Raw genomic sequence first — 20,529 nt, 5'->3', positions numbered from 1 at the left:
CGGAAACCCAGCGTTTCCGAACGGCGCCACGGCCGGCTGAGCCTAGCAGAGCTCCGACAACTCGCCGCCCGGCAGCTGGAAATCGAATGTGTTCAGCGTCATCGACACCATGGTGTAGTAGCCGCAGAGCCCGATCACCTCGACCAGCCCGCGCAGGCTCAGCACCTCGACCGCCTCGTCATACAGTCCCTTCGGCAGGCCATGACCTTCGTGCAGCGCCTTGGCGACGTCGTAGATCATCTTGGCCTTGGGATCGTCGAAAGTCGGCGTCCGGCGCACCCGAATGTCCTCGATGATCTTCTGATCGAGGCCGCCCTTCAGCGCGAGGCGCTTGTGGGCATACCATTCGTAATGCGCGGTCCAGTGCCGCGCGGTGACGAGGATCGCGATCTCCGACAGCTTCGGCGGGAAGACCGTGTCGAAGCGCAGCACCTCGCCGAGCCGCGTGGCATGCCGCGCCATCTCCGGGCTGTTGAGCCAGGCCATCATCGGCGCCGGTGGCGCGCCGCGCTTGCCGGCGATCGACTCGTCGTAGGTTTCTTTCTGGGCGGGGTTCATTTCGCTAGGCGAAAGCAGCTTCAGCCGCATGTCCGTTTCCTCTTGTTTTTCAATCGTTACCCCGCTTCGGCGATACACCCGATCGCGCAAGGTGAGTAGCGACGCCAGAGCATGGCGCGGCTGCGAGGCATATTGAACTCGGCGGCTGCGTAGGTCTAAGGTCGAATCCAATTCGTCGAATTTGATTGGAAACGCACCATGGCTGACCTTGAGAAATTCCGCGCGGAGACCCGCGCCTGGCTGGAGCAGAACTGCCCGGCCGAGATGCGTAAACCGATGACCTCCGATGGCGACACCTTCTGGGGTGGCCGCAACGCGAAATTCTCGTCGGACGCGCAGCGGGTCTGGTTCGAGCGGATGCGCGACAAGGGTTGGACCGTGCCGCATTGGCCGAAGGAATATGGCGGCGGCGGCCTTGACGGCGAGGAAGCCAAGATCGTGCGCCAGGAGATGGCGGCGATCGGCGCGCGCCAGCCGCTGACCTCGTTCGGCATCTCGATGCTCGGGCCGGCGCTGCTGAAATACGGCACCGAGGAGCAGAAGAAGGAACATCTGCCGAAGATCACCGCGGGCCTGATCCGCTGGTGCCAGGGCTATTCCGAGCCGAACGCCGGCTCCGATCTCGCCTCGTTGCAGACCCGCGCGGTCGGCGACGGCGACGACTACATCATCAACGGCCAGAAGATCTGGACCTCCTACGCCAACTATGCCGACTGGATCTTCTGCCTGGTGCGCACCGATCCGGCGGCCAAGAAGCACGACGGCATCAGTTTTATTCTCTTCGACATGACGTCGAAGGGCGTGTCCACGAAACCGATCCTGCTGATCTCCGGCTATTCGCCGTTCTGCGAAACCTTCTTCGATAATGTCCGCGTGCCGAAGTCGCATGTCGTGGGCACCGTCAATCGCGGCTGGGATGTCGCGAAATACCTGTTGCAGCACGAGCGCGCGATGATCTCGGGCATGGGCGAGCGCGGCGTCGGCCGTCCACTCGGCCAGATCGCAGCCGACTCGGTCGGCGCGGATGCGCAGGGTCGGCTCGACGACGCCCAGCTGCGCAGCCAGATCGCGAACTTCGAGGTCGACGAGGCCGCGCTTGCTGCTGCGGCGGAGCGCGCGGTCGATCTCGCCAAGGCGGGCCAGTCGCATCCGTCGTTCTCGTCGGCGATGAAATATTACGGCACCGAGCTCAACAAGCGGCGCTACGAGATCCTGATGTCGGCGGGCGGCATCGACGCGCTGGAATGGGAGAGCGACCGCTCCCGGGGCGGCGCCCGTCCGCGCGCCTGGCTGCGCACCAAGGCCAACTCGATCGAGGGCGGCACCTCGGAGGTGATGCTCGGCATCGTCGCCAAGCGCATCCTCGATCTGCCGGGGGCGTGAGGCACCGTTTCACCACGCGTCATTCCGGGGCGCGACGCAGTCGCGAGCCCGGAATCCATACTCCCGATCGTGGTTATGGATTCCGGGCCTGGCCCTTCGGGCCATCCCGGAATGACGAACTCAACATCGTCTGAATTTGAATTATCGAAGAGCGGAATCCATCCATGGCCCTCGTCCTCACCGAAGAACAATCCATGCTGCGCGACAGTGCGCGCGGTCTCATCAGCGACAAGGCGCCGGTGGCGCATCTGCGTTCTTTGCGCGACAGCAAGGACTCTACCGGCTTCTCGCGCGAGCTCTGGAAGACCTTTGCCGAGATGGGCTTCTCCGGTCTCCTGGTGCCGGACCAGTTCGGCGGCAGCGGGCTCGGCTGCGTCGAGGCCGGCATCGTCATGGAGGAGATCGGCCGCACCTTGATGCCCTCGCCATTCCTCGCGACCTCGGTGCTTGCCGCCTCAGCGCTGTCGCGCGGCGGCAGCGAGGCGCAGAAGGCGCAGCATCTGCCTGGCATCGCCGACGGCTCGCTGCTCGCAGCGCTCGCGGTCGACGAGGGCGCGAAGCACCGCCCGCTGCAGACGAAATTGCAGGCGACGCGTTCCGGCAACGGCTTCAAGCTGTCCGGCGACAAGGCCTTCGTTGTCGACGGCCACACCGCCGATCTTTTGATCGTGGCGGCGCGCACGGCCGGCAGCGCCGGCGACAAGAACGGCTTGACGCTGTTCCTTGTCGATCCGAAGGCCAAGGGGCTCGCGGTCGAGCGCACCGCGATGGTCGATTCGCACAATGCGGCGCGCATCGTGTTCGACAATGTCGAGGTCAACGCCGACAGTGTGCTCGGCGAGGTCGATCAGGGTTTCGGGCTGCTCGAGGGCGTGCTCAATATCGGCCGCGGCGCGGTCGCGTCCGAAATGGTCGGTCTCTCCGAAGAGGTGTTCGGCCGCACCGTGACCTACCTGAAGGAGCGCAAGCAGTTCGGCAAGGCGATCGGCGAATTCCAGGCGCTGCAGCACCGGGCCGCCGAACTCTACATCGATATCGAGATCACCCGCGCCGCCGTTCTCAAGGCGCTGCAGGCGCTCGACGCCGATCTGGCCAAGGCTGCCACTGCGGTCGCGGTAGCCAAGGCGCGCGCCGGCACCACCGCGACGCTGGCCGTCCAGGAGGGCGTGCAGATGCATGGCGGCATGGGCATGACCGACCAGTTCGACATCGGCTTCTTCATGAAGCGCGCCCGCGTCTGCCAGGAGCTGTTCGGCGACAGCAATTTCCACACCGACCAGCTCGCGAGCGGCAAGGGGTACTGATCGAGGGCGCCGCCGCACGACTCACCGTCATCGCCACGCAACACCCTGTCATCGCCCGGCTCGACCGGGCGATCCAGTATTCCAGAGACGTCAGTGCTTGAGCCGAGAAGCCGCGGCGTACTGGATCACCCACTTTCGCGGGCGATGACAGTTGAGAGCGCGGTAACAGCGGAGGTCTAGGCCGCGCTGTCGATCAGCGGCGGCGACATCTCCGCACAACTCACTGTCATCGCCCGGCTCGACCGGGCGATCCAGTATTCCAGAGACGTCAGTGCTTGAGCCGAGAAGCCGCGGCGTACTGGATCACCCGCGTTCGCGGGTGATGACAATTGAGAGCGCGGTAACAGCGGAGGTCTAGGCCGCGCTGTCGATCAGCGGCGGCGACATCTCCGCACAACTCACTGTCATCGCCCGGCTTCGACCGGGCGATCCAGTATTGCAGAGACGTCAGTGCTTGAGCGGAGAAGCCGCGGCGTACTGGATCGCCCGCTTTCGCGGGCGATGACAACTGCGGATGCGGTGGCGGCTGTAGCCTGGCTGCGTGTCGTCAACGAATCGGCGGCGCGTACTGGACGCCGCCGGCGTTCCAGAGCTGGTTCATGCCGCGCGGAATCTTCAGCCTGGAATCGGCGCCGACGTTGCGGTCGTAGACCTCGCCGTAATTGCCGACATGGCGGATGATGCGCACGGCCCAGTCCTTGGTCAGGCCGAGATCCTCGCCATAGGAACCCTCGGTGCCGACCAGCCGCATCACCTCCGGCTTCTTCGACTTCAGCGCCTCGTCGATATTCTTCGAGGTGATGCCGAGTTCCTCGGCATTGATCATGGCGTAGAGCGTCCACTTCACGATCATCATCCAGTCGTCGTCGCGCAGCCGGACCACCGGCGCCAGCGGCTCCTTGGAGATGATGTCGGCCAGGATGGTGTGGTCGCTCGGCTTGGAGAGGTTGAGCCGCAGCGCATAGAGCTGCGAGGCGTCTGACGTCAGCGTATCGCACTGGCCGGTGTCATAGGCCTTCACGACATCCTCCAGCTTGTCGAACTTCATCTCCGTGTATTTCATGTTGTTGGCACGGAAATAGTCGGCGAGGTTGAGCTGCGTCGTGGTGTTGGCCTGCACGCAGACCTTGCTGCCGTTCAGGTCGAGCGCGGAATCGATGTTGCGCGAGCGCGGCAGCATGAAGCCCTGACCGTCATAATAGGCGACCGCCGGGAAATAGAGGTCGTAATTGGTCTCGCGCGACATGCTCCAGGTGGAGTTGCGCGAGAGGATGTCGACCTTGCGGTTCTGCAGCTCCTTGAAGCGTTCGCTGGCGTCGAGCGGAACGAACTTCGCCTTCGATGGATCGTCGAAGATCGCCGAGGCCACCGCGCGGCAGAAGTCGACGTCAAAGCCGGTCCAGTTGCCCTTGTCGTCCGGGATCGAGAAGCCCGGCAGGCCTTTGTTGACGCCGCACAGCACGTCGCCGCGGCGGACGGTGCGCTTCAGCGTGCGGGTGTCGTAACGCTCATAGGTGATGGCGGCGGCCGCAACCAGCGCGGCGACCGCGAGCCCGATCGTCAGGCCGCCTCGAAATGTACGCATGGGTTCTCTCTCGCGAATGATCGGGGAAAAACAGGTCGGATATCGAAGGCGGGTGGGTCGAGATTACAGTTCAGGCTTCTGCCGGATGATCACCTTGGTGCCGACGGGAACGCGATTGTAGAGATCGGCGACGTCGGCGTTGACCAGGCGGAAACAGCCGGACGAGATCGCGGTGCCGATGGTGTCGGGCCGGTTGGTGCCGTGGATGCGGTACACCGTGGTGCCGAGATACATCGCGCGTGCGCCGAGCGGATTGCCCGGGCCGCCCGCCATGAAGCGCGGCAGATAGGGCTGGCGGGCGATCATTTCCGGCGGCGGGGTCCAATCCGGCCACTCGGCCTTGCGGGTGATGGTCACCAGCCCCTGCCACTGGAAGCCGTCGCGGCCGACGCCGATGCCGTAGCGGAGCGCGCGGCCGTTGCCCTGCACGAGGTAGAGATGGCGTTCGGCGGTGGAGACGATAATGGTGCCCGGCGCCTCGTTGGTCCGATAGTACACGACCTGCTTCTGCCATTCCGGGTCGAGCTCGTAGCTGTCGTCGGCGACCAAGCCCGGCTCGTCGGCGTCCGGGCGGCTCTGGGCAAAGCCTTGCGACGTCGACAGCACGAGCGCGCCCGTGGCGATCAACATCCAGACCAGGTGACGAAGTTTCGTCATGCAAAGCTCTCCTTGTTGGCGCAGCGGCCAATGGCTCCGCCCAAATCGCGGCAGCATCAAAACTCAGCGGCAGCTTGATGGCAAGTTTAGGGCGGGCGTCACACTATATCACTGTAATGCTTCTGTTTTTTGTCATTGGGCCCGTGGCACGTCGCGTCGGCGGCCTTATTTCGGCGCAATCCAGAGCCGCAACGCGAAAGAGACCAGGGTCACGGTGCCGACGCCGCCGAGCCAGAGCGCTGCGAACCACAACAGGCGCTGGCCGAGCGGCCGCTGATTCGAACCGGGTGGCGCCATCAGTGGTATCCGTGGCCGGGGCGCACCTTGCCGCGGAACACCCAATAGGCCCAGGCGGTGTAGCCGAGGATCAGCGGCACCAGGATCGAGACCCCGAACAGCATGAAGATCTGGCTGTTCGCGGGCGACGCCGCCTGCCAGATCGTGATGCTCTGCGGTACGATGTACGGGTACATGCTGATGCCGAGCCCGGCATAGGACAGTGCGAACAGGGCGAGCGTCAGGAAGAACGGCTGGTGGTCGTTCTTGTTGCTGAGTGCGCGCAGCAAGAGCGCGGTGACGGCGGCGACCGCGATCGGTACCGGCGCGGTGAGGATGATGTTGGGCCAGGCGAACCAGCGCTGGGTGTACTGCACGGCCAGGAACGGCGTTGCGATGCTGACGGCGCCGATCGCGCACAGCATCGCGACCAGCAACATCCAGCTCAGATGATAGGCGCGCTCGCGCAGCTCGCCTTCGGTCTTCATCACCAGCCAGGTCGCGCCCAGCAGCGCATAGCCGATCACCAGCGCGATGCCGGTCAGGACGCTGAACGCCGTCAGCCAGTCCCACCAGCCGCCGGCGTAGTGGCGTCCCTCGACATGGATGCCTTGCAGGATGGCGCCGAGCGCGATCCCTTGCGCCAGCGTCGCGACCAGCGAGCCGCCGGCGAAGGCGAGGTCCCATTTGTTGCGCGCCTTCTGGGTGCGCCAGCGGAATTCGAAGGCGACGCCGCGGAACACGAGGCCGAGCAGCATCGCGATCATTGGCGTGTAGAGCGCCGGCATCAGCACCGCATAGGCCAGCGGAAACGCCGCCATCATGCCGCCGCCGCCGAGCACCAGCCAGGTCTCGTTGCCGTCCCACACCGGCGCCACCGTGTTCATGATGACGTCGCGATCGGCCTTTTGCGGAAACAGCGGAAACAGGATGCCGAGGCCGAGATCGAAGCCGTCCATCACGACATAGACGAACACGGCGAAGGCGATGATGAAGGCCCAGATCGTGGCGAGGTCGATGGGGATGCTCATCGCACGCCCTCCACGGCTGCACCTGCCGCCGGCGTGATGCCGGCCGCACGGGCGGGAAGGTCCTTTGTCGGGCCTTGCTCGCCGGGATGCGGCGGCTGCGCCATCAGCCGCAGGATGTAGATCACGCCGGCGGTGAACACCGCGAAATAGACGATGATGAAGGCGATCAGAGACGAGCCCACCGCCGGCGCGGCCAGCGGCGATGCCGAATCGGTGGTGCGCAGCAGCCCGTAGACGGTGAACGGTTGCCGCCCGGTCTCGGTGGTGATCCAGCCGGCGAGCACCGCGATGAAGCCCGCCGGGCCCATCAGGACCGCGAAGCGATGCAGCAGCTGTGACTGGTACATCATGCCGCGCCAGCGCATCAGCAGGCTGAACAGCCCGAGCCCGAGGATCAGGAAGCCGAGCCCGACCATGATGCGGAACGACCAGAAGGTGATCGGCACCGGCGGCCAGTTCTCGCGCGGCACGGTGTCGAGGCCGGCGAGCGGTGCATCGAGCGAATGCTTCAGGATCAGCGACGACAGTTTCGGCACCTCGATCGCGTATTTCACCTTCGCCTCACGCTGGTCGGGCCAGCCGAACAGGATCAGCGGCGCGCCGTCCTTGTGGCTCTGGAAGTGGCCTTCCATCGCCATCACCTTGGCCGGCTGGTGCTCCAGCGTGTTGAGGCCGTGCTGGTCGCCGGCGAGGATCTGGATCGGCGCCACCAGGGTCGCCATCCACATTGCCATCGAGAACATCACGCGCGGGCCGGCGAGATGCTGGTCGCGCAGCAGGTGCCAGGCGCCGACCCCGCCGACCACCAGCGAGGTGGTGAGATACGCCGCCAGCACCATGTGCACGAGGCGATAGGGGAATGACGGATTGAAGATCACCTTCAGCCAGTCGGCGGCGACGAACTGGCCGTCGGCATTGACGGCATGACCAGTCGGCGTCTGCATCCAGGAATTGGCCGAAAGAATCCAGAACGCGGAGATCAGCGTGCCGATCGCGACCATCAACGTTGCCACGAAATGCAGCCTGGGGCCGACGCGTTCGAGCCCGAACAGCATCACGCCGAGAAAGCCTGCCTCGAGGAAGAATGCGGTCAAGACCTCGTAGGCCATCATCGGGCCGATCACGGGACCAGTCTTGTCGGCAAAGGCCGACCAGTTGGTGCCGAACTGGTAGGACATCACGATGCCCGAGACCACGCCCATGCCGAACGCGACCGCGAAGATCTTCAGCCAGTAATTGAACAGGTTGATGTAGACCTCGCGCTTGGTGGCCAGCCACAGCGCTTCAAGCACGGCGAGGTAGCTCGCAAGCCCGATGGAGAATGCGGGAAACACGATGTGGAACGACATCGTGAAAGCGAATTGCGCGCGGGCGAGTACGACCGCATCCCAGCCTTCGAACATCACGCACCGTCCGTCGTCAATTTCGGGCGCGATCACGTTCGGGATCGCGCATTCCCGGCGTTGAGCCTATCATGCCGGGAATGACGGCGGATTGTCCAATTAGCTGACAAATTGTCCAATCAGCTATTGGCGTTGAGCAGCCGGGCGACGGTGCGGTCGATCTCGTCGTACTGGCCCTCGCCGGCGTGCTGGAACACGATCTTGCCGTTCTGGTCGATGATGTATTGCGCCGGCCAATACTGGTTGCCGTAGGCGTTCCAGGTCTGCGAATTGTTGTCCTGCGCCACCGGATAGAGGATGCCGTGCCGCTTCAGCGCCGCCTGCACGTTGGAGGCCGAATGCTCGAACGGGAATTCCGGCGTGTGGACCCCGATCACGACGAGGCCGCGATCCCGGTACTTTGAATAAAGTTGGGTGACGTGCGGCAGCGTGTTGACGCAGTTGACGCAGCCATAGGTCCAGAAATCCACCAGCACGACCTTGCCGCGCAAATCGGCAAGCTTCAGCGGCTGCGAATTGAACCAGTTGCTGATCCCGGCGAATTCGGGCGCGGTCTGGCTCTGCGCGGCGGTCATCGCGGTGGCCATCGGAACGGGCACGGCCGGCGCGTTGGACTCGGTGCAGAGGCCGGGGATGACGGCGCCGCCGAGGCCAAGGCCCGCCACAAGAGCGGATACAGCAATCAAGCGCAGGGACATTGATCTCTCCTTATGAGCTCACAGGCCGATCTGGCCGTTGGGATAGAACTGGGTCAGCCACGCCACGATCAGCGTGTCGTATTGCAGGTAGGACAGCGCGGCGAAGGCGATGATCACGACGCCGAAGCCTTGTTGGAGGCGCGGCGCGATCCGCGCCATGCTGCGCACGCGGGTGGTGACGGCTTGCCCGCCATAGGCAATGGCAAGCATCGGGATCGCGGCGCCGATCGCGTAGGTCACGAGCTGCAGGCTCGCCCACGCCGTGTCCTTCGAGGTCGCGACGATGGTCAGGATCGAGCCGAGCACGGGACCGGCGCACGGCGTCCACACCAGGCCGAGCGTAGAGCCGAGCACGAAGCCGCCGAACAGGCTCTGCGACGGCACGGCCTGGCCCACGCTGCCGGCGGCGCCGGTCAGCCGGATCGCCAGCCACTCGAACGGCGCCGGCCAGATCATCAACAGGCCGAAGCCCGCGAGCAGGATCGCCGCGCCGGTCCGCAGCAGGTTCGGATCGAAATCGAAGGCGCGCGTGATCGCACTCAGCAGCAATGCCACGGCAGAGAATGACATCACGAAGCCGAGCGCGATCATCGTGGGCCGCGCCTTGCCGGTCTGGCCTATCGATACCCCGAGCAGGATCGGCAGCATCGGCAGGGTGCAAGGGGCGGCGACGGTGGCGACACCGGCAAGCAGGGCTAGGGCAAGGCTGAGCATCGTCGTCCGTCCATCAGAAGTCCCGGCGCGCCAGAGGGCCGTGCCGGGTACGCCTGATGTTCTTCGCGACGACGGCGTGGCCGTTACGGAGAGTTGGCCGCGGACGCCGTCACGTCCGTGTGAGACGAGCCGTGTTCGGCCTCACGACTGCGCGCCAAAAACAGAGCGACCCGGCTGGGGGGCATCCCGGCCGGGTCGTTGGAGGTTACTTGGGAGGTTAGAACTTAAGGAGGTATCGAAACCTGGGTCAGTGAATTGGGGTTGCGTCGTTGGATATGGGTATAGAGATCGCGTTTTTCCGGGTGATGTCGTCGATTGTTTCAATTGTTTCGTCGCCGAACTTTTTTGGCTTCGTGGACAATTGCCCGGGTTGCTTGATCTCCTCTTAAATACCTGAATTTGCTTTATTTTATGCCGCGACGCTGTCCACGCCGGCGCCCCTCAGGAGGTCGGCGAGCTGCTTGCGGGCATAGAACATGCGGGTCTTCACCGTGCTCTGCGGGATACCGATGATCTGGCCGGCCTCCTCGACCGACTTCTCATGGTAGTAGACCAGATTGATGATCTCGCGGTGGGCCGGTGACAGCTTGGCGACGCAGGCGCGCAGGATCTCGCTGGTGGTGGCGCGATCGAGCGAGGTTTCCGGCGTGTCGGCACCGTCGGCGATCTCCAGCACGTCGTCCTGGTCGATATCCTCATGCCGGCGCTGGCGCAGTGCGGTCAGCGCCTTGAAGCGGGCGATCGACAGCAGCCAGGTCGAGACCTGCGAGCGGCCCTCGAACTGGGCCGCGGTGCGCCAGACGTCGAGGAACACCTGGCTCACCAGGTCCTCGGCCATCGTGGTGTCGCGCACCATGCGGAGCACGAAGCGGTAAACCCGCACGTTGTGACGGGCATAGAGCGTGTGCATCGAGGTGCGGTTATTCTTGGCGATATGCGCGAGCAGCGTTTCATCCGAGGTCGCGCGTGCAGCGTCGATGTGCTTCTTGGCTGCAGAGTTGATGGCGATGACGTTCGGCATGACAGGCTCCCAGTTCGCCGTTGGGCGGCGGTTCGTTGGGAGAAACGTTAGTTAGCGCCCGTTTCCGGATGTCTGCGCGAAAAGCGGAAAATGGTTTCGTGACCGGGAGAATTGTTTCGTCGCGGCTCCGGCGACGAAACATTCGGGACCAAAAAGCCAGTCATTTCAATGTACGGAAAATTGGAACAGGCCGGTTCGCCCTCGGTGGAACGAATCCGGGCCATGACTTTTGGCACTATTCGGCCGCCTGCAGCGCGGGCGCTGCCTTTTTCGGGGCAATCCAGAACGCATCGGGCCGCTCGAACAGGAAATTGGCCCGGACCGCCAGCGCCAACCGCCAGATCAGGAGGGAGCCTGCGACGCCGATTGCAGTGACGATCAGCGCGACCAGGCCGATGTCGTGGATGACATCGAACCGCAGCAGAAGGGTGCGGGTCGCGGCCATCGGCAGGAAGAAGGCGAGGTAGATCACGATCGAGTGCTCGCCGCAGAAGCGCAGGAAGCCGAGCCAGTGCGCGCGCGCCAGCAGCGTGCCGGTCACGATGATCGCGCAGGCACCGGCCAGGCCGAGCGCCAGCGAGACGACCGGCCATTCACTGATATCGAGCGCGACCAGGCTACCATTGACGAGCGCCCAGAGCCCAAGCCCGAGCAGCGCAAATGCAGGCCGCGCCCGCGCGCGGTCCGACAGCGCGAACACGTAAGCAGCGAGCACATAGCCGGCGAAGAAGTAGACGAAGCGGGCGCAGAACTCGTCGATCACGGTCCAGCCGGTCACGACATGCGCGCTCTCCAGCGCCGCGGCAACCAGCCAGATCGCGAGCGGGTGGATGTTGCGCGTGAGCTTGGTGACGACGAAGAAGATCGGCAGCAGATAGATGAACCAGAGCGTGCCGAACGGCTCGATGAAGGCCTCGAGATATTGCAGCCCGACAGCGGCCCAGCCCGCCTCGGCGGCCAGCGACGGCGCCTTGAAGCCGAACTGGATCGTCACCCACAGCACGTAGAAATAAGCGAAGTGCATCACTTTGCGGTCGAGATAGGTGCGCCAATCGCGATCGATCACGACCGACAGGAACAGTCCCGAGATCAGGAAGAAGTCCGGCATCCGGAACGGTTTTGCGAACATCACGACATAATGCATGAAGCCGGTCTGCTCGAAGGCCTTCTCGACCCCCAGCACCGAATGCATCATCACCACCATGACGATGCAGATGCCCTTGGCATAGTCGACCCAATCGACGCGCGCGGCCGCGTTCCCAAGTGATCGATCAAGTGATCGATCAAGGGAACGATCTGTCGCAGCCTGTGTGCCGTTTGTGGTCATCCTTGTCCCGTTCCGGCGTGATCGGGCGCATCATCGGCCCGATCGGTTGCTTTCTCCTTTATCCATACAAAGGATGTGCCGCCGAACCCGGCGCTATCCCCGGTTCCCTGTCACCGGCGAATGGTCTAAGAGGCCCGGAAATCCTAGAAGAAGCCGTGCTTCGTTAACCACAGGACGCAGGTCGGCCGAGGGCCGCTGCCGCGATGAGACTCCTTGCCGCACCAATTCGATAGCCCGCTGCCGATCGACGCCGTGCTCGATGAGCTCGACCGCACGCTCGATCGCCACAATGCCGCCGTGCTGGTCGCGCCGCCGGGCGCCGGCAAGACCACGCGCGTGCCGCTGGCATTGCTCGATGCGCCGTGGGCCAAAGGCAAAAAGATCATCGTGCTGGAGCCGCGCCGCATCGCCGCGCGCGCCAGCGCCGAGCGGATGGCGAAGACGCTCGGCGAACGGCCCGGGGAGACCGTCGGCTATCGGGTGCGCTTCGGCTCGAAAGTATCGCGCGCGACGCGGATCGAGGTCGTGACCGAAGGCATCTTCTCGCGCCAGATCCTCAACGATCCCGAGCTCACCGGCGTCGCCGCCGTTCTGTTCGACGAATTCCACGAGCGCTCGCTCGATGCCGATCTCGGGCTGGCGCTGGCGCGCGATGCGCAAACCGGCCTGCGCGAGGACCTGCGCATCCTCGTGATGTCGGCAACGCTCGACGGCGCGCGCGTTGCAAGGCTGCTCGGCGACGCGCCTGTGGTCGAGAGCGAGGGGCGCGCCTTCCCGGTCGAGACCCGCTACGTCGGCCGCAAGGTCGACGCGCCGCTGGAGCGGCAGATGGCCGAGACGATCGCGACCGCGTTGCGCGCCGATGCCGGCTCGGTGCTTGCCTTCCTGCCGGGCGCGGCCGAGATCCGCCGCACGCAGATGTTTCTCGCCGAGCGCGTGCATGACGCCTCGGTCGAGATCGTGCCGCTGTTCGGCGCGCTCGATGCCGCCGTGCAGGATCGCGCCATTGCGCCGGCGCCGAAGGGGATCCGCAAGGTGGTGCTGGCGACCTCGATCGCCGAGACCTCACTGACCATCGAGGGCGTGCGCATCGTGGTCGATTCCGGCCTGGCGCGGGTGCCGCGCTACGAACCGGATATTGCGCTGACCCGGCTCGAGACCGTGCGGGCCTCGCGCGCCGCGGTCGATCAGCGGCGCGGCCGCGCCGGCCGTACCGAGCCCGGCGTCTGCTACCGTCTGTGGGACGAGCCGCAGACCGCGTCGCTTCCGGCCTACACCGCGCCGGAAATCCTTTCCGCCGATCTGTCCTCGCTGGTGCTCGACCTCGCGCAATGGGGCGTCAGCGATCCCGCAAGCCTTGCCTTCCTCGATCCGCCGCCCGGGCCGGCGCTGAAGGAAGCGAGATCGCTGCTCGACGAGCTCGGTGCGCTCGACGGCGACGGCCGTATCACCGAGGAGGGCAAGAGCCTGCGCGCGCTGGCGCTGCCACCGCGGCTGGCGCGCATGATCGTGGATTCCGCGCGCTTCGGTGCAGGCGAGGAGGCGGCCGAGATCGCCGCGGTGCTGAGCGAGCGCGGGCTCGGCGGTGACAGCGTCGATCTCGACGTCAGGCTCGATCAGTTCCGCCGCGACCGCTCGCAGCGGGCATCGAGCGCGCGCAGCATGGCCGCGCGCTGGGCTTCGCAGGTGAAGGCGGCGGTGAGCGAGCAGAAGGATCTCTCGACCGGCGTCATGCTGGCCTTCGCGTTTCCGGACCGTGTCGCGAAGAACCGTGGCAATGGCAGCTTCGTGCTGGCCAATGGCCGCGGCGCTGCCGTCGAGCAGACCGCGGCGCTGGCGCGGCTGCCCACTATCGCGGTTGCCGAACTGACGGGGACGGCTGCGAACGGCCGCATCCTGCTGGCGGCGCCGATCACCCAGGACGAGATCGAGCAGCGCTTCGCCGACCAGATCGAAAACGTCGAAGAGGTGACGTTCGACCGCGGCGCGATGGCACTGCGCGCGCGCCGCCGGCGTTTGCTGCACGCGATCACGCTGTCGGAAGCGCCGATGCCGCTCAAGCCATCGGCCGAGACCGCGCGCGTGTTCGCCGACGGTTTGATCGCTGTCGGTCTCGACCGGCTGCCGTGGTCGAAGCATTCGAAGCAGTGGCGCGACCGGATCATGTTCCTGCGCAAGGCCGAGGACGACAGCTGGCCCGATCTGTCGGACACTGCACTCGCCGCGCGCGCCGACGACTGGCTGGTGCCCGCGCTGTACGACAAGACCGCGCTGAAGGATCTGTCCGCCGGCGACCTGTCGAACGCGTTGATGACGCTGTTGCCGTGGGACTTGCGCGCGCGGCTCGATCGCGAGGCGCCGACCCATTTCGAGGCGCCGACCGGAACGCAGCTTGCGATCGACTACGAGGCCGAGCAGGGCCCGACCATCGCAGTGCGGCTGCAGGAACTGTTCGGGCTCAACACCCATCCCTCGATCGCCAAGGGCGCGGTGCCGCTGGTGCTGGAACTGCTGTCGCCGGCGCAGCGGCCGGTGCAGGTGACGCGCGATCTGCCGGGCTTTTGGCGCGGCAGTTACGCTGCGGTGCGTTCCGACCTGCGCGGCCGCTATCCGCGCCATCCCTGGCCGGAAGACCCCGCCAGCGCGATGCCGACAAGGCGCGTGAAACCCCGCGGCACTTGATGCCGGCGCAAACGCGCAGCGTGGTTGCGCCTGAAGGGTTGCATTTCCTTTATTCGCCGGGACGACTCCGAGTCTCCCTTTTCCGGCGCATGCTTGATCGGTTGCGCTGGCGAGCGCCGGCAAACGGTGGTTAGATTTGCGGGCTGGGATGGGATCACGGGCTCGCATATTGGGGACGCTGCCATGGAGATCAAGAACGCATCGCCTTCGCTGTACAACGAAGACCTGGCGCCGGCCAAGGAACGCAATTGGGGCGCCTTCAGCATCTTCAACGTCTGGACCTCGGACGTGCATAGCCTGTGGGGCTATTATCTCGCCGCCAGCCTGTTCCTGCTTTGCGGCAGCTTCGTCAACTTCATCATCGCGATCGGCGCCGGCTCGCTGGTGATCTTCGTGCTGATGAGCCTGATCGGCAACGCCGGCGTCAGGACCGGCGTGCCCTATCCGGTGCTGGCGCGGGCCTCGTTCGGGATCTGGGGCGCCAACATTCCGGCGCTGGTGCGTGCCATCGTCGCCTGCTTCTGGTACGGCGCGCAGACCGCGGCGGCCTCGGGCGCGATCGTCGCGCTGCTGACCCGCATCGACAGCTTCAAGGCGTTCCACCAGACGAGCCACGTGCTCGGCCATTCCACGCTCGAGGTGATCTGCTTCGTGGTGATCTGGGCATTGCAGCTCCTGATCATCCAGCGCGGCATGGAGACGGTGCGGCGCTTCCAGGACTGGGCAGGGCCGGCGGTGTGGCTGATGATGTTGATCCTTGCGATCTACCTCTGCATCGCGGCCGGCGGCATCTCGCTCACCGCGCCGATCCCGCAGGATGTGCTGCTGGAGAAGACCAAGGAGGCCGGCGTGCCCGGCGTGCCCGGCTCCTTCCCGGCGCTATGCGCCGTCGCTGCGACCTGGATCACCTATTTCGCCGCGCTCTATCTCAATTTCTGCGACTTCTCGCGCTACGCGCCCGACGTGCACGCGCTGCGCAAGGGCAATATCTGGGGCCTGCCGGTCAACCTGATCCTGTTCTCGCTGGTCGCCGGCGTCACCACGATCGCGGCGTTCAACGTCTATCACGAGGTGCTGCTGCATCCCGACCAGATCTCGGCCAAGTTCGACAGCTGGTTCCTGGCGCTGCTCGCCGCGGTCACCTTCGCGGTGGCGACGCTCGGCATCAACGTGGTCGCCAACTTCGTCTCGCCGGCGTTCGATTTTTCCAACGTGTTTCCGCGCCATATCGACTTCAAGAAAGGCGGCTACATTGCGGCGCTGATCGCGCTCGCGCTGTATCCGTTCGCGCCCTGGGAGGGCAGCGCCGCCTCGTTCGTCGGGCTGATCGGCGCGACCATGGGGCCGATCTACGGAATCATGATGGTCGACTATTATCTGATCGCCAAAGGCCGCGTGAACGTGCCGGCGCTGTATCAGGAGAACGGCGAATATCGCTTCCAGAACGGCTGGAACGTCAGCGCCCTGATTGCAGCCGCCGTCGGCGCGCTGTTCTCGTCGGTGCTGCCGAACTTCACCTCGCTCCTGCCGGCCTGGTGGGCGGTCTATGGCTGGTTCTTCGGCGTCGGGATCGCGGGCGCGGTCTATTACGCGCTGCGCGTGGCGATGCCGAGCCCGGTCGCCAAGACGGCCTGAAAGACCGCCTGAGGGGCGGCAAATTCGGTCCGGGCGAGGCGGTCGATGACATTCGGCCGCCTCAGCGGGCTCGCATTAACTGTTCGCTCATCCTTTTCGCCAAAATGGCAGGCTCGCGCCGCCACCCTCGCTCGCGGCGGGGCGTCCGGCGTGGTGAAATTGCGTGTTCGGTTTTCCGAGTATGGTGTCATGCGTAACCTGATGATTTTCGCGGCCATCCTGATCGGGCTGGGCACCTTCATGGCCCAGATGGCCAGCAAGATGGCGCCCGCCGCCGCGACCACCGCCAAGCAGAGCATCACCCCCGCCGTCACGGTGGCGCAGGTCAGCGCCCGCACGCTCAGCATCGCGCCCGATCCGCGCGGTCACTTCGCGACCGACGGTCGGATCGACGGCCAGCGCATCAACTTCATGGTCGACACCGGCGCCTCTGTGGTGGCCCTGAACGAGACCTCGGCCGCGCGCTTCGGCCTGCGTCCGGTGCCGGGCGATTACACCTCGCGCGTCACCACCGCCAACGGCACCATCAGGGCGGCGCGGGCCCACCTCGCCATGATCGAGATCGGCGGCCTCACCGTGCGCGACGTCGATGCGCTGGTGCTGCCGGACGAGGCGCTGTCCGAAAACCTGCTCGGCCTGTCCTTCCTATCGAAGCTGAAGCGCTTCGAATATGCCAACGGCAAATTGTTGCTGGAGCAATAGGCAGCACTTTCACGCTGAGGGGGGAATTCAGGGCGCTGCTTGTTCACATTTTGGGAATGAGAGGGTAGTCGAGTCGATCTTCGCAGCGGCGCGGCATTTGCGCCAGACGTTCGCGGGCAACATCAGACCTGAGGCGCTTGCGCAGAGTGTCGAGCTGGTCTCCCGGCGGACTCACCGTACAACTCTATTGCGGAATTACCTCCACGCACTGAACGGGGTCTGAAATGCAGAACTCAGTTTTCCCGGTAGTCTGATCGATTTTCCAAGAGCCTAACACTGGCAATCCGCCAAAAATGTTTGAAATCCCTCCCTGTACGTTAGGTCCTTTGCTGGTTGGTTTCTCTGGAAAGCCGGGCCTCTCGGTGCATTGACCGGTCAATTGCTTGGTCTCGGCGTCGAGGACTGCGGTGCAATGATGAAGCTTCTGGTTCTTGTGGTCGAGGCGTTCGACAGCATAATGGTTTACCCCAGTCTCCACAGTCGCAAACTCAGCGAAAATTTCGTAATCCGCGGCGAGCCCAACGGTCGCCGTCACGGTTAGCGAAAGTGCGAGTATCCCGGTCTTCAGAAGCTTCATAAGACCTCTCCATGTCCTCCCCTGTGAAGCGCGAACCTCGGCGAAGCGAGCTTCTAGCCGGCCCTTGGTCCCGTTTCGCCAACTCACATCTTGCCAATTGGCATTGGTCTGTATGTGTTCGGCCGCCATCGACAATACATCGGGAATGTGCCCGCTCGGCCGGCGGTTATTCAGTAGCCCTTGTACTCTCTGACACTCAGGAGGTTTGGATTATCTTCTACCGGGGTCGCTACCAACAAGCCAGTTGGGTCGGCAGCGGTGATTGTTCTCAAATTATTGCTACCGGGTTCTGAGAACGTTAGCGTGCGTCCATAAACCCCACCGAAATTCGTGGGTTTGGCGCTGTCAGTGGCAGCAATTGTGAGATTACGGTTCGCAGTAGTAACCTGAGGGCCTTCTGGCGGAGTGCCAGTCGAGTTTCTTGCGTAAATGTAGCTGTCAACTTTACCATTCTCAAGCAAGGGAATTGCGCGACCGTGTGATGGAAGAGCGTCTGTTGGCGTCGGATTGGCGTGGCCGCTAAACGGAGCGGTTTTGGCGGCGCCTTGATCCAAAGTCGGACCGGCTCCCGCTGGGGGCTGTTGCTGCGCCGGGCCTTGCGGCTGCGCTTGATCTTGTTGAATCTGTGCCTGTTGAATTACGCTATCCGCGGCGAACGGATCGTGGTCAACGGGAACGAGCGAGTAGTCATCGAAATCCGGCTGATGGTCCACCGGCACCAGAGAGTAATTGGGCATCGATCATCACCTGTAGATATTGCGCACGCCTTCGGGCGCGTGCGTGCGTGACCGCACCCTCGCGGAGAAGGCTGGGTTGGCTTTATGTGTTGAAGGCAAGTGCTTGAGTGATGGCTTGCGCGAGGGCGCGGAAGTGTCGCTTCCGGCTCGGCTTGCCCATCGTGCTCGCCGGGCGCCCGCCTGTCGGCGGGGTCGGCCCTGGCTGTCAGCCAGTTCGGTTCGCTGCGGTGGTCAATTGCGGCGCGCTCGGCAGTGTATTGGCCGACAGCGTCCTGTCCGATTCAAAAAGCCCGCAGCGGATTTTCCGGTGCGGGCTCAATTGTTGCGACGATGAAAATGTACCGGTGAGTTGCCCGACGTGTCAACTATTCGACGCGCAGATTGCAAAGCGCCGGGCGCGGCTGAAATCACAACCGCACGGCAATGCCTGTCCTTGCCTGGCGCCACCCCTGCAGAAACCATGCGGGGTCGGAGCGATGAGCGGTCAAGCAACTCGTCGGGCGCAACAGCGCGGCGTGTTGCGCCGCCGCGCAAGGATGGGTGGATGACCCGACGCCAAATCTGCCGTAATTATTAGCCATAAGCCGTCAATCCTGCCTTCCGCCGCGGCGATGCATTCGCTAAAGCCAGCGGCATTGTCCCTCCGCATTTCCACGAGGCCATTCCTGATGTTTCCCAAGCCGAAACCCGCACTGATTCCGAATACCTATGCTTTCGAATCCGAGCCGATGGTGAAGCCGACCGGGTTTCGCGAATACGACGCGCGCTGGCTGTTCAACAAGGAGATCAATTTGATGGGCGTGCAGGCGCTGGGCATGGGGCTCGGCGCGCTGATCGCGGAGCTCGGCGTCAAACAGGAGATCGTCACCGGTCACGATTTCCGCGGCTATTCCGCCTCGATCAAATACGCGCTGATCTCGGGCCTGATGGCGGCGGGCTGCAAGGTGCACGACATCGGGCTCGCGGTGACGCCGATGGCCTATTTCGCGCAGTTCGATCTCGACGTGCCCTGCGTCGCGATGGTCACCGCCTCGCACAACGACAATGGCTGGACCGGCGTCAAGATGGGCGCCAACCGTCCGCTCACCTTCGGCCCCGACGAGATGACGCGGCTGAAGGAGATCGTGCTCAACGCCGCATTCGACAACAAGGCCGGCGGCTCCTATCAATTCCATGAAAACTATCCGGCGCGCTACATCGCCGACCTCACCAGCCGGCCGAAGCTGAAGCGCAAGCTGAAGGTGGTGGCGGCCTGCGGCAACGGCACCGCGGGCGCGTTCGCGCCGCAGGTGCTGGAGGCGATCGGCTGCGAGGTGATTCCGCTCGACACCGAGCTCGATCACACCTTTCCGAAATACAATCCGAATCCCGAAGACATGGAGATGCTGCACGCGATCCGCGATGCGGTGCTGGCGCACAAGGCCGATGTCGGCCTCGGCTTCGATGGCGACGGTGACCGCTGCGGCGTGGTCGACAACACCGGCGAGGAGATCTTTGCCGACAAGGTCGGCGTCATGTTGGCGCGCGACATGTCGGCGATCAACGCCAACGCGCAGTTCGTCGTCGATGTGAAGTCGACCGGGCTGTTCGTGACCGATCCCGTCTTGCAGAAGCAGGGTGCCAACACCGTCTACTGGAAGACCGGGCATTCCTACATGAAGCGCCGCACCAACGAATTGGGCGCGCTCGCCGGCTTCGAGAAGTCCGGCCACTTCTTCTTCAACAAGCCGTTCGGCCGCGGCTATGACGACGGCCTGGTGTCGGCGATCGCGATCTGCGAGATGCTCGATCGCGCGCCCGGCAAGTCGATGGCCGACCTGAAGGACGCGCTGCCGAAGACCTGGTCGTCGCCGACCATGTCGCCGCATTGTGCCGACGAGGCGAAATACGGCGTGGCCGACGCGGTCGTGAAGCACTTCGAGACGCTGCAGCAGCAGGGCGCGCAGGTCGCGGGCCAGAACATCCGTGATCTCGTCACCGTCAACGGTGTGCGCGTCACGGTCGCGGACGGCAGCTGGGGCCTGGTGCGCGCGTCCTCGAACAAGCCGGAGCTCGTGGTCGTGGTGGAAAGCCCGGTCAGCGAACAGCGCATGCGCGACATGTTCGAGGCGATGGATTCCGTGCTGCGCACGCACCCCGAGGTCGGCGAATACAATCAGAAGATCTGAGGCGGGACTTTCCGCAAATCAACTCGTCATCGCCCGGTCGAGCCGGGCGATGACGGCGATGTGGATCGGCG

General features: G+C 64.4%; 18 protein-coding genes. 6 read left to right on the top strand and 12 right to left on the bottom strand.

All coding sequences use genetic code 11. The features are described 5' to 3' along the window. Window positions 1–42 precede the first annotated feature (42 nt). The gene (locus tag AAFG13_RS23900) at window positions 43–588 is read right to left on the bottom strand and encodes a carboxymuconolactone decarboxylase family protein (protein WP_212316876.1); all 546 of its coding nucleotides are present in this window, start codon (window positions 586–588) and stop codon (window positions 43–45) included. A gap of 168 nt (window positions 589–756) precedes the next feature. On the opposite strand from AAFG13_RS23900, the gene AAFG13_RS23895 reads away from it, so the two are divergent. Both AAFG13_RS23895 and AAFG13_RS23890 read left to right on the top strand, forming a co-directional pair. Beyond that, on the top strand, window positions 757–1,941 hold the full coding sequence (locus tag AAFG13_RS23895) for an acyl-CoA dehydrogenase family protein (RefSeq protein ID WP_342708410.1): 1,185 nt from the start codon (window positions 757–759) through the stop codon (window positions 1,939–1,941). A gap of 164 nt (window positions 1,942–2,105) precedes the next feature. Beyond that, the gene (locus tag AAFG13_RS23890; RefSeq protein ID WP_342708409.1) at window positions 2,106–3,245 is read left to right on the top strand and encodes an acyl-CoA dehydrogenase; all 1,140 of its coding nucleotides are present in this window, start codon (window positions 2,106–2,108) and stop codon (window positions 3,243–3,245) included. Between the two features lie 547 nt (window positions 3,246–3,792). Here the strand turns inward: AAFG13_RS23890 and AAFG13_RS23885 are convergent. The 9 genes from AAFG13_RS23885 to AAFG13_RS23845 all read right to left on the bottom strand — a co-directional run bounded on the left by AAFG13_RS23885 (window position 3,793) and on the right by AAFG13_RS23845 (window position 11,957). Continuing rightward, complete coding sequence (locus AAFG13_RS23885; protein ID WP_092122571.1) at window positions 3,793–4,830, bottom strand: amino acid ABC transporter substrate-binding protein; 1,038 nt, start codon at window positions 4,828–4,830, stop codon at window positions 3,793–3,795. 63 nt (window positions 4,831–4,893) lie between these two features. Next, window positions 4,894–5,487 carry a L,D-transpeptidase gene (locus AAFG13_RS23880; protein ID WP_176534117.1) on the bottom strand — a complete coding sequence of 198 codons (594 nt, stop codon included), beginning with the start codon at window positions 5,485–5,487 and terminating at the stop codon, window positions 4,894–4,896. 165 nt (window positions 5,488–5,652) lie between these two features. Further along, complete coding sequence (locus AAFG13_RS23875; RefSeq protein ID WP_342708408.1) at window positions 5,653–5,784, bottom strand: DUF2474 domain-containing protein; 132 nt, start codon at window positions 5,782–5,784, stop codon at window positions 5,653–5,655. After that, window positions 5,784–6,794 carry a cytochrome d ubiquinol oxidase subunit II gene (cydB, locus tag AAFG13_RS23870; RefSeq protein ID WP_212316881.1) on the bottom strand — a complete coding sequence of 337 codons (1,011 nt, stop codon included), beginning with the start codon at window positions 6,792–6,794 and terminating at the stop codon, window positions 5,784–5,786. Before cydB ends, AAFG13_RS23875 begins: the two co-directional genes overlap by 1 nt. Continuing rightward, window positions 6,791–8,197 (bottom strand): cytochrome ubiquinol oxidase subunit I, encoded by a 1,407-nt coding sequence (locus AAFG13_RS23865; RefSeq protein WP_342708407.1) that lies wholly within the window; start codon window positions 8,195–8,197, stop codon window positions 6,791–6,793. The genes cydB and AAFG13_RS23865 overlap by 4 nt, the downstream gene beginning before the upstream one ends. Window positions 8,198–8,316: 119 nt before the next feature. Next, window positions 8,317–8,895, bottom strand: coding sequence for a thioredoxin family protein (locus AAFG13_RS23860; protein ID WP_342708406.1), 579 nt, complete (start codon window positions 8,893–8,895; stop codon window positions 8,317–8,319). A gap of 18 nt (window positions 8,896–8,913) precedes the next feature. Further along, window positions 8,914–9,609, bottom strand: a complete 696-nt coding sequence (locus AAFG13_RS23855) for a cytochrome c biogenesis CcdA family protein (RefSeq protein WP_342708405.1) — start codon at window positions 9,607–9,609, stop codon at window positions 8,914–8,916. 409 nt (window positions 9,610–10,018) lie between these two features. Beyond that, a complete protein-coding gene (locus AAFG13_RS23850; RefSeq protein ID WP_092122590.1) occupies window positions 10,019–10,630 on the bottom strand; it encodes a sigma-70 family RNA polymerase sigma factor in 612 nt (203 codons plus the stop codon). A gap of 235 nt (window positions 10,631–10,865) precedes the next feature. Next, window positions 10,866–11,957: an acyltransferase family protein gene (locus tag AAFG13_RS23845; protein ID WP_212316885.1), complete on the bottom strand. Its 1,092-nt coding sequence runs from the start codon at window positions 11,955–11,957 to the stop codon at window positions 10,866–10,868. A 213-nt stretch (window positions 11,958–12,170) separates the two neighbouring features. Here AAFG13_RS23845 and hrpB point away from each other — a divergent pair, with 213 nt between their 5' ends. From hrpB to AAFG13_RS23830, 3 genes are all read left to right on the top strand, one after another. Continuing rightward, window positions 12,171–14,639, top strand: a complete 2,469-nt coding sequence (gene hrpB / locus AAFG13_RS23840; protein WP_342708404.1) for an ATP-dependent helicase HrpB — start codon at window positions 12,171–12,173, stop codon at window positions 14,637–14,639. Window positions 14,640–14,822: 183 nt separating this feature from the next. Next, a complete protein-coding gene (locus AAFG13_RS23835; protein ID WP_212316887.1) occupies window positions 14,823–16,274 on the top strand; it encodes an NCS1 family nucleobase:cation symporter-1 in 1,452 nt (483 codons plus the stop codon). Between the two features lie 189 nt (window positions 16,275–16,463). Beyond that, a complete protein-coding gene (locus AAFG13_RS23830; protein ID WP_342708403.1) occupies window positions 16,464–16,976 on the top strand; it encodes a TIGR02281 family clan AA aspartic protease in 513 nt (170 codons plus the stop codon). A gap of 184 nt (window positions 16,977–17,160) precedes the next feature. Here the strand turns inward: AAFG13_RS23830 and AAFG13_RS23825 are convergent, their stop codons facing one another. Continuing rightward, window positions 17,161–17,553, bottom strand: coding sequence for a hypothetical protein (locus AAFG13_RS23825; protein WP_342708402.1), 393 nt, complete (start codon window positions 17,551–17,553; stop codon window positions 17,161–17,163). Window positions 17,554–17,723: 170 nt separating this feature from the next. Beyond that, a complete protein-coding gene (locus tag AAFG13_RS23820) occupies window positions 17,724–18,290 on the bottom strand; it encodes a hypothetical protein (protein WP_342708401.1) in 567 nt (188 codons plus the stop codon). 668 nt (window positions 18,291–18,958) lie between these two features. On the opposite strand from AAFG13_RS23820, the gene AAFG13_RS23815 reads away from it, so the two are divergent. After that, window positions 18,959–20,458: a phosphomannomutase/phosphoglucomutase gene (locus AAFG13_RS23815; RefSeq protein ID WP_342708400.1), complete on the top strand. Its 1,500-nt coding sequence runs from the start codon at window positions 18,959–18,961 to the stop codon at window positions 20,456–20,458. Window positions 20,459–20,529 lie beyond the last annotated feature (71 nt).

Origin of the sequence: Bradyrhizobium sp. B124 (genome assembly GCF_038967635.1) — a bacterium.
Taxonomy (GTDB): domain Bacteria; phylum Pseudomonadota; class Alphaproteobacteria; order Rhizobiales; family Xanthobacteraceae; genus Bradyrhizobium.
This window is presented reverse-complemented; position numbering and strand designations above follow the sequence as displayed.

Excerpts from the sequence above, each read along its gene's own strand:
- AAFG13_RS23900 (WP_212316876.1), bottom strand. The coding sequence starts at position 588 with ATGCGGCTGAAGCTGCTTTCGCCTAGCGAAATGAACCCCGCCCAGAAA.
- AAFG13_RS23895 (WP_342708410.1), top strand. The coding sequence starts at position 757 with ATGGCTGACCTTGAGAAATTCCGCGCGGAGACCCGCGCCTGGCTGGAG.
- AAFG13_RS23890 (WP_342708409.1), top strand. The coding sequence starts at position 2,106 with ATGGCCCTCGTCCTCACCGAAGAACAATCCATGCTGCGCGACAGTGCG.
- AAFG13_RS23885 (WP_092122571.1), bottom strand. The coding sequence starts at position 4,830 with ATGCGTACATTTCGAGGCGGCCTGACGATCGGGCTCGCGGTCGCCGCG.
- AAFG13_RS23880 (WP_176534117.1), bottom strand. The coding sequence starts at position 5,487 with ATGACGAAACTTCGTCACCTGGTCTGGATGTTGATCGCCACGGGCGCG.
- AAFG13_RS23875 (WP_342708408.1), bottom strand. The coding sequence starts at position 5,784 with ATGGCGCCACCCGGTTCGAATCAGCGGCCGCTCGGCCAGCGCCTGTTG.
- cydB (WP_212316881.1), bottom strand. The coding sequence starts at position 6,794 with ATGAGCATCCCCATCGACCTCGCCACGATCTGGGCCTTCATCATCGCC.
- AAFG13_RS23865 (WP_342708407.1), bottom strand. The coding sequence starts at position 8,197 with ATGTTCGAAGGCTGGGATGCGGTCGTACTCGCCCGCGCGCAATTCGCT.
- AAFG13_RS23860 (WP_342708406.1), bottom strand. The coding sequence starts at position 8,895 with ATGTCCCTGCGCTTGATTGCTGTATCCGCTCTTGTGGCGGGCCTTGGC.
- AAFG13_RS23855 (WP_342708405.1), bottom strand. The coding sequence starts at position 9,609 with ATGCTCAGCCTTGCCCTAGCCCTGCTTGCCGGTGTCGCCACCGTCGCC.
- AAFG13_RS23850 (WP_092122590.1), bottom strand. The coding sequence starts at position 10,630 with ATGCCGAACGTCATCGCCATCAACTCTGCAGCCAAGAAGCACATCGAC.
- AAFG13_RS23845 (WP_212316885.1), bottom strand. The coding sequence starts at position 11,957 with ATGACCACAAACGGCACACAGGCTGCGACAGATCGTTCCCTTGATCGA.
- AAFG13_RS23835 (WP_212316887.1), top strand. The coding sequence starts at position 14,823 with ATGGAGATCAAGAACGCATCGCCTTCGCTGTACAACGAAGACCTGGCG.
- AAFG13_RS23830 (WP_342708403.1), top strand. The coding sequence starts at position 16,464 with ATGCGTAACCTGATGATTTTCGCGGCCATCCTGATCGGGCTGGGCACC.
- AAFG13_RS23825 (WP_342708402.1), bottom strand. The coding sequence starts at position 17,553 with ATGAAGCTTCTGAAGACCGGGATACTCGCACTTTCGCTAACCGTGACG.
- AAFG13_RS23820 (WP_342708401.1), bottom strand. The coding sequence starts at position 18,290 with ATGCCCAATTACTCTCTGGTGCCGGTGGACCATCAGCCGGATTTCGAT.
- AAFG13_RS23815 (WP_342708400.1), top strand. The coding sequence starts at position 18,959 with ATGTTTCCCAAGCCGAAACCCGCACTGATTCCGAATACCTATGCTTTC.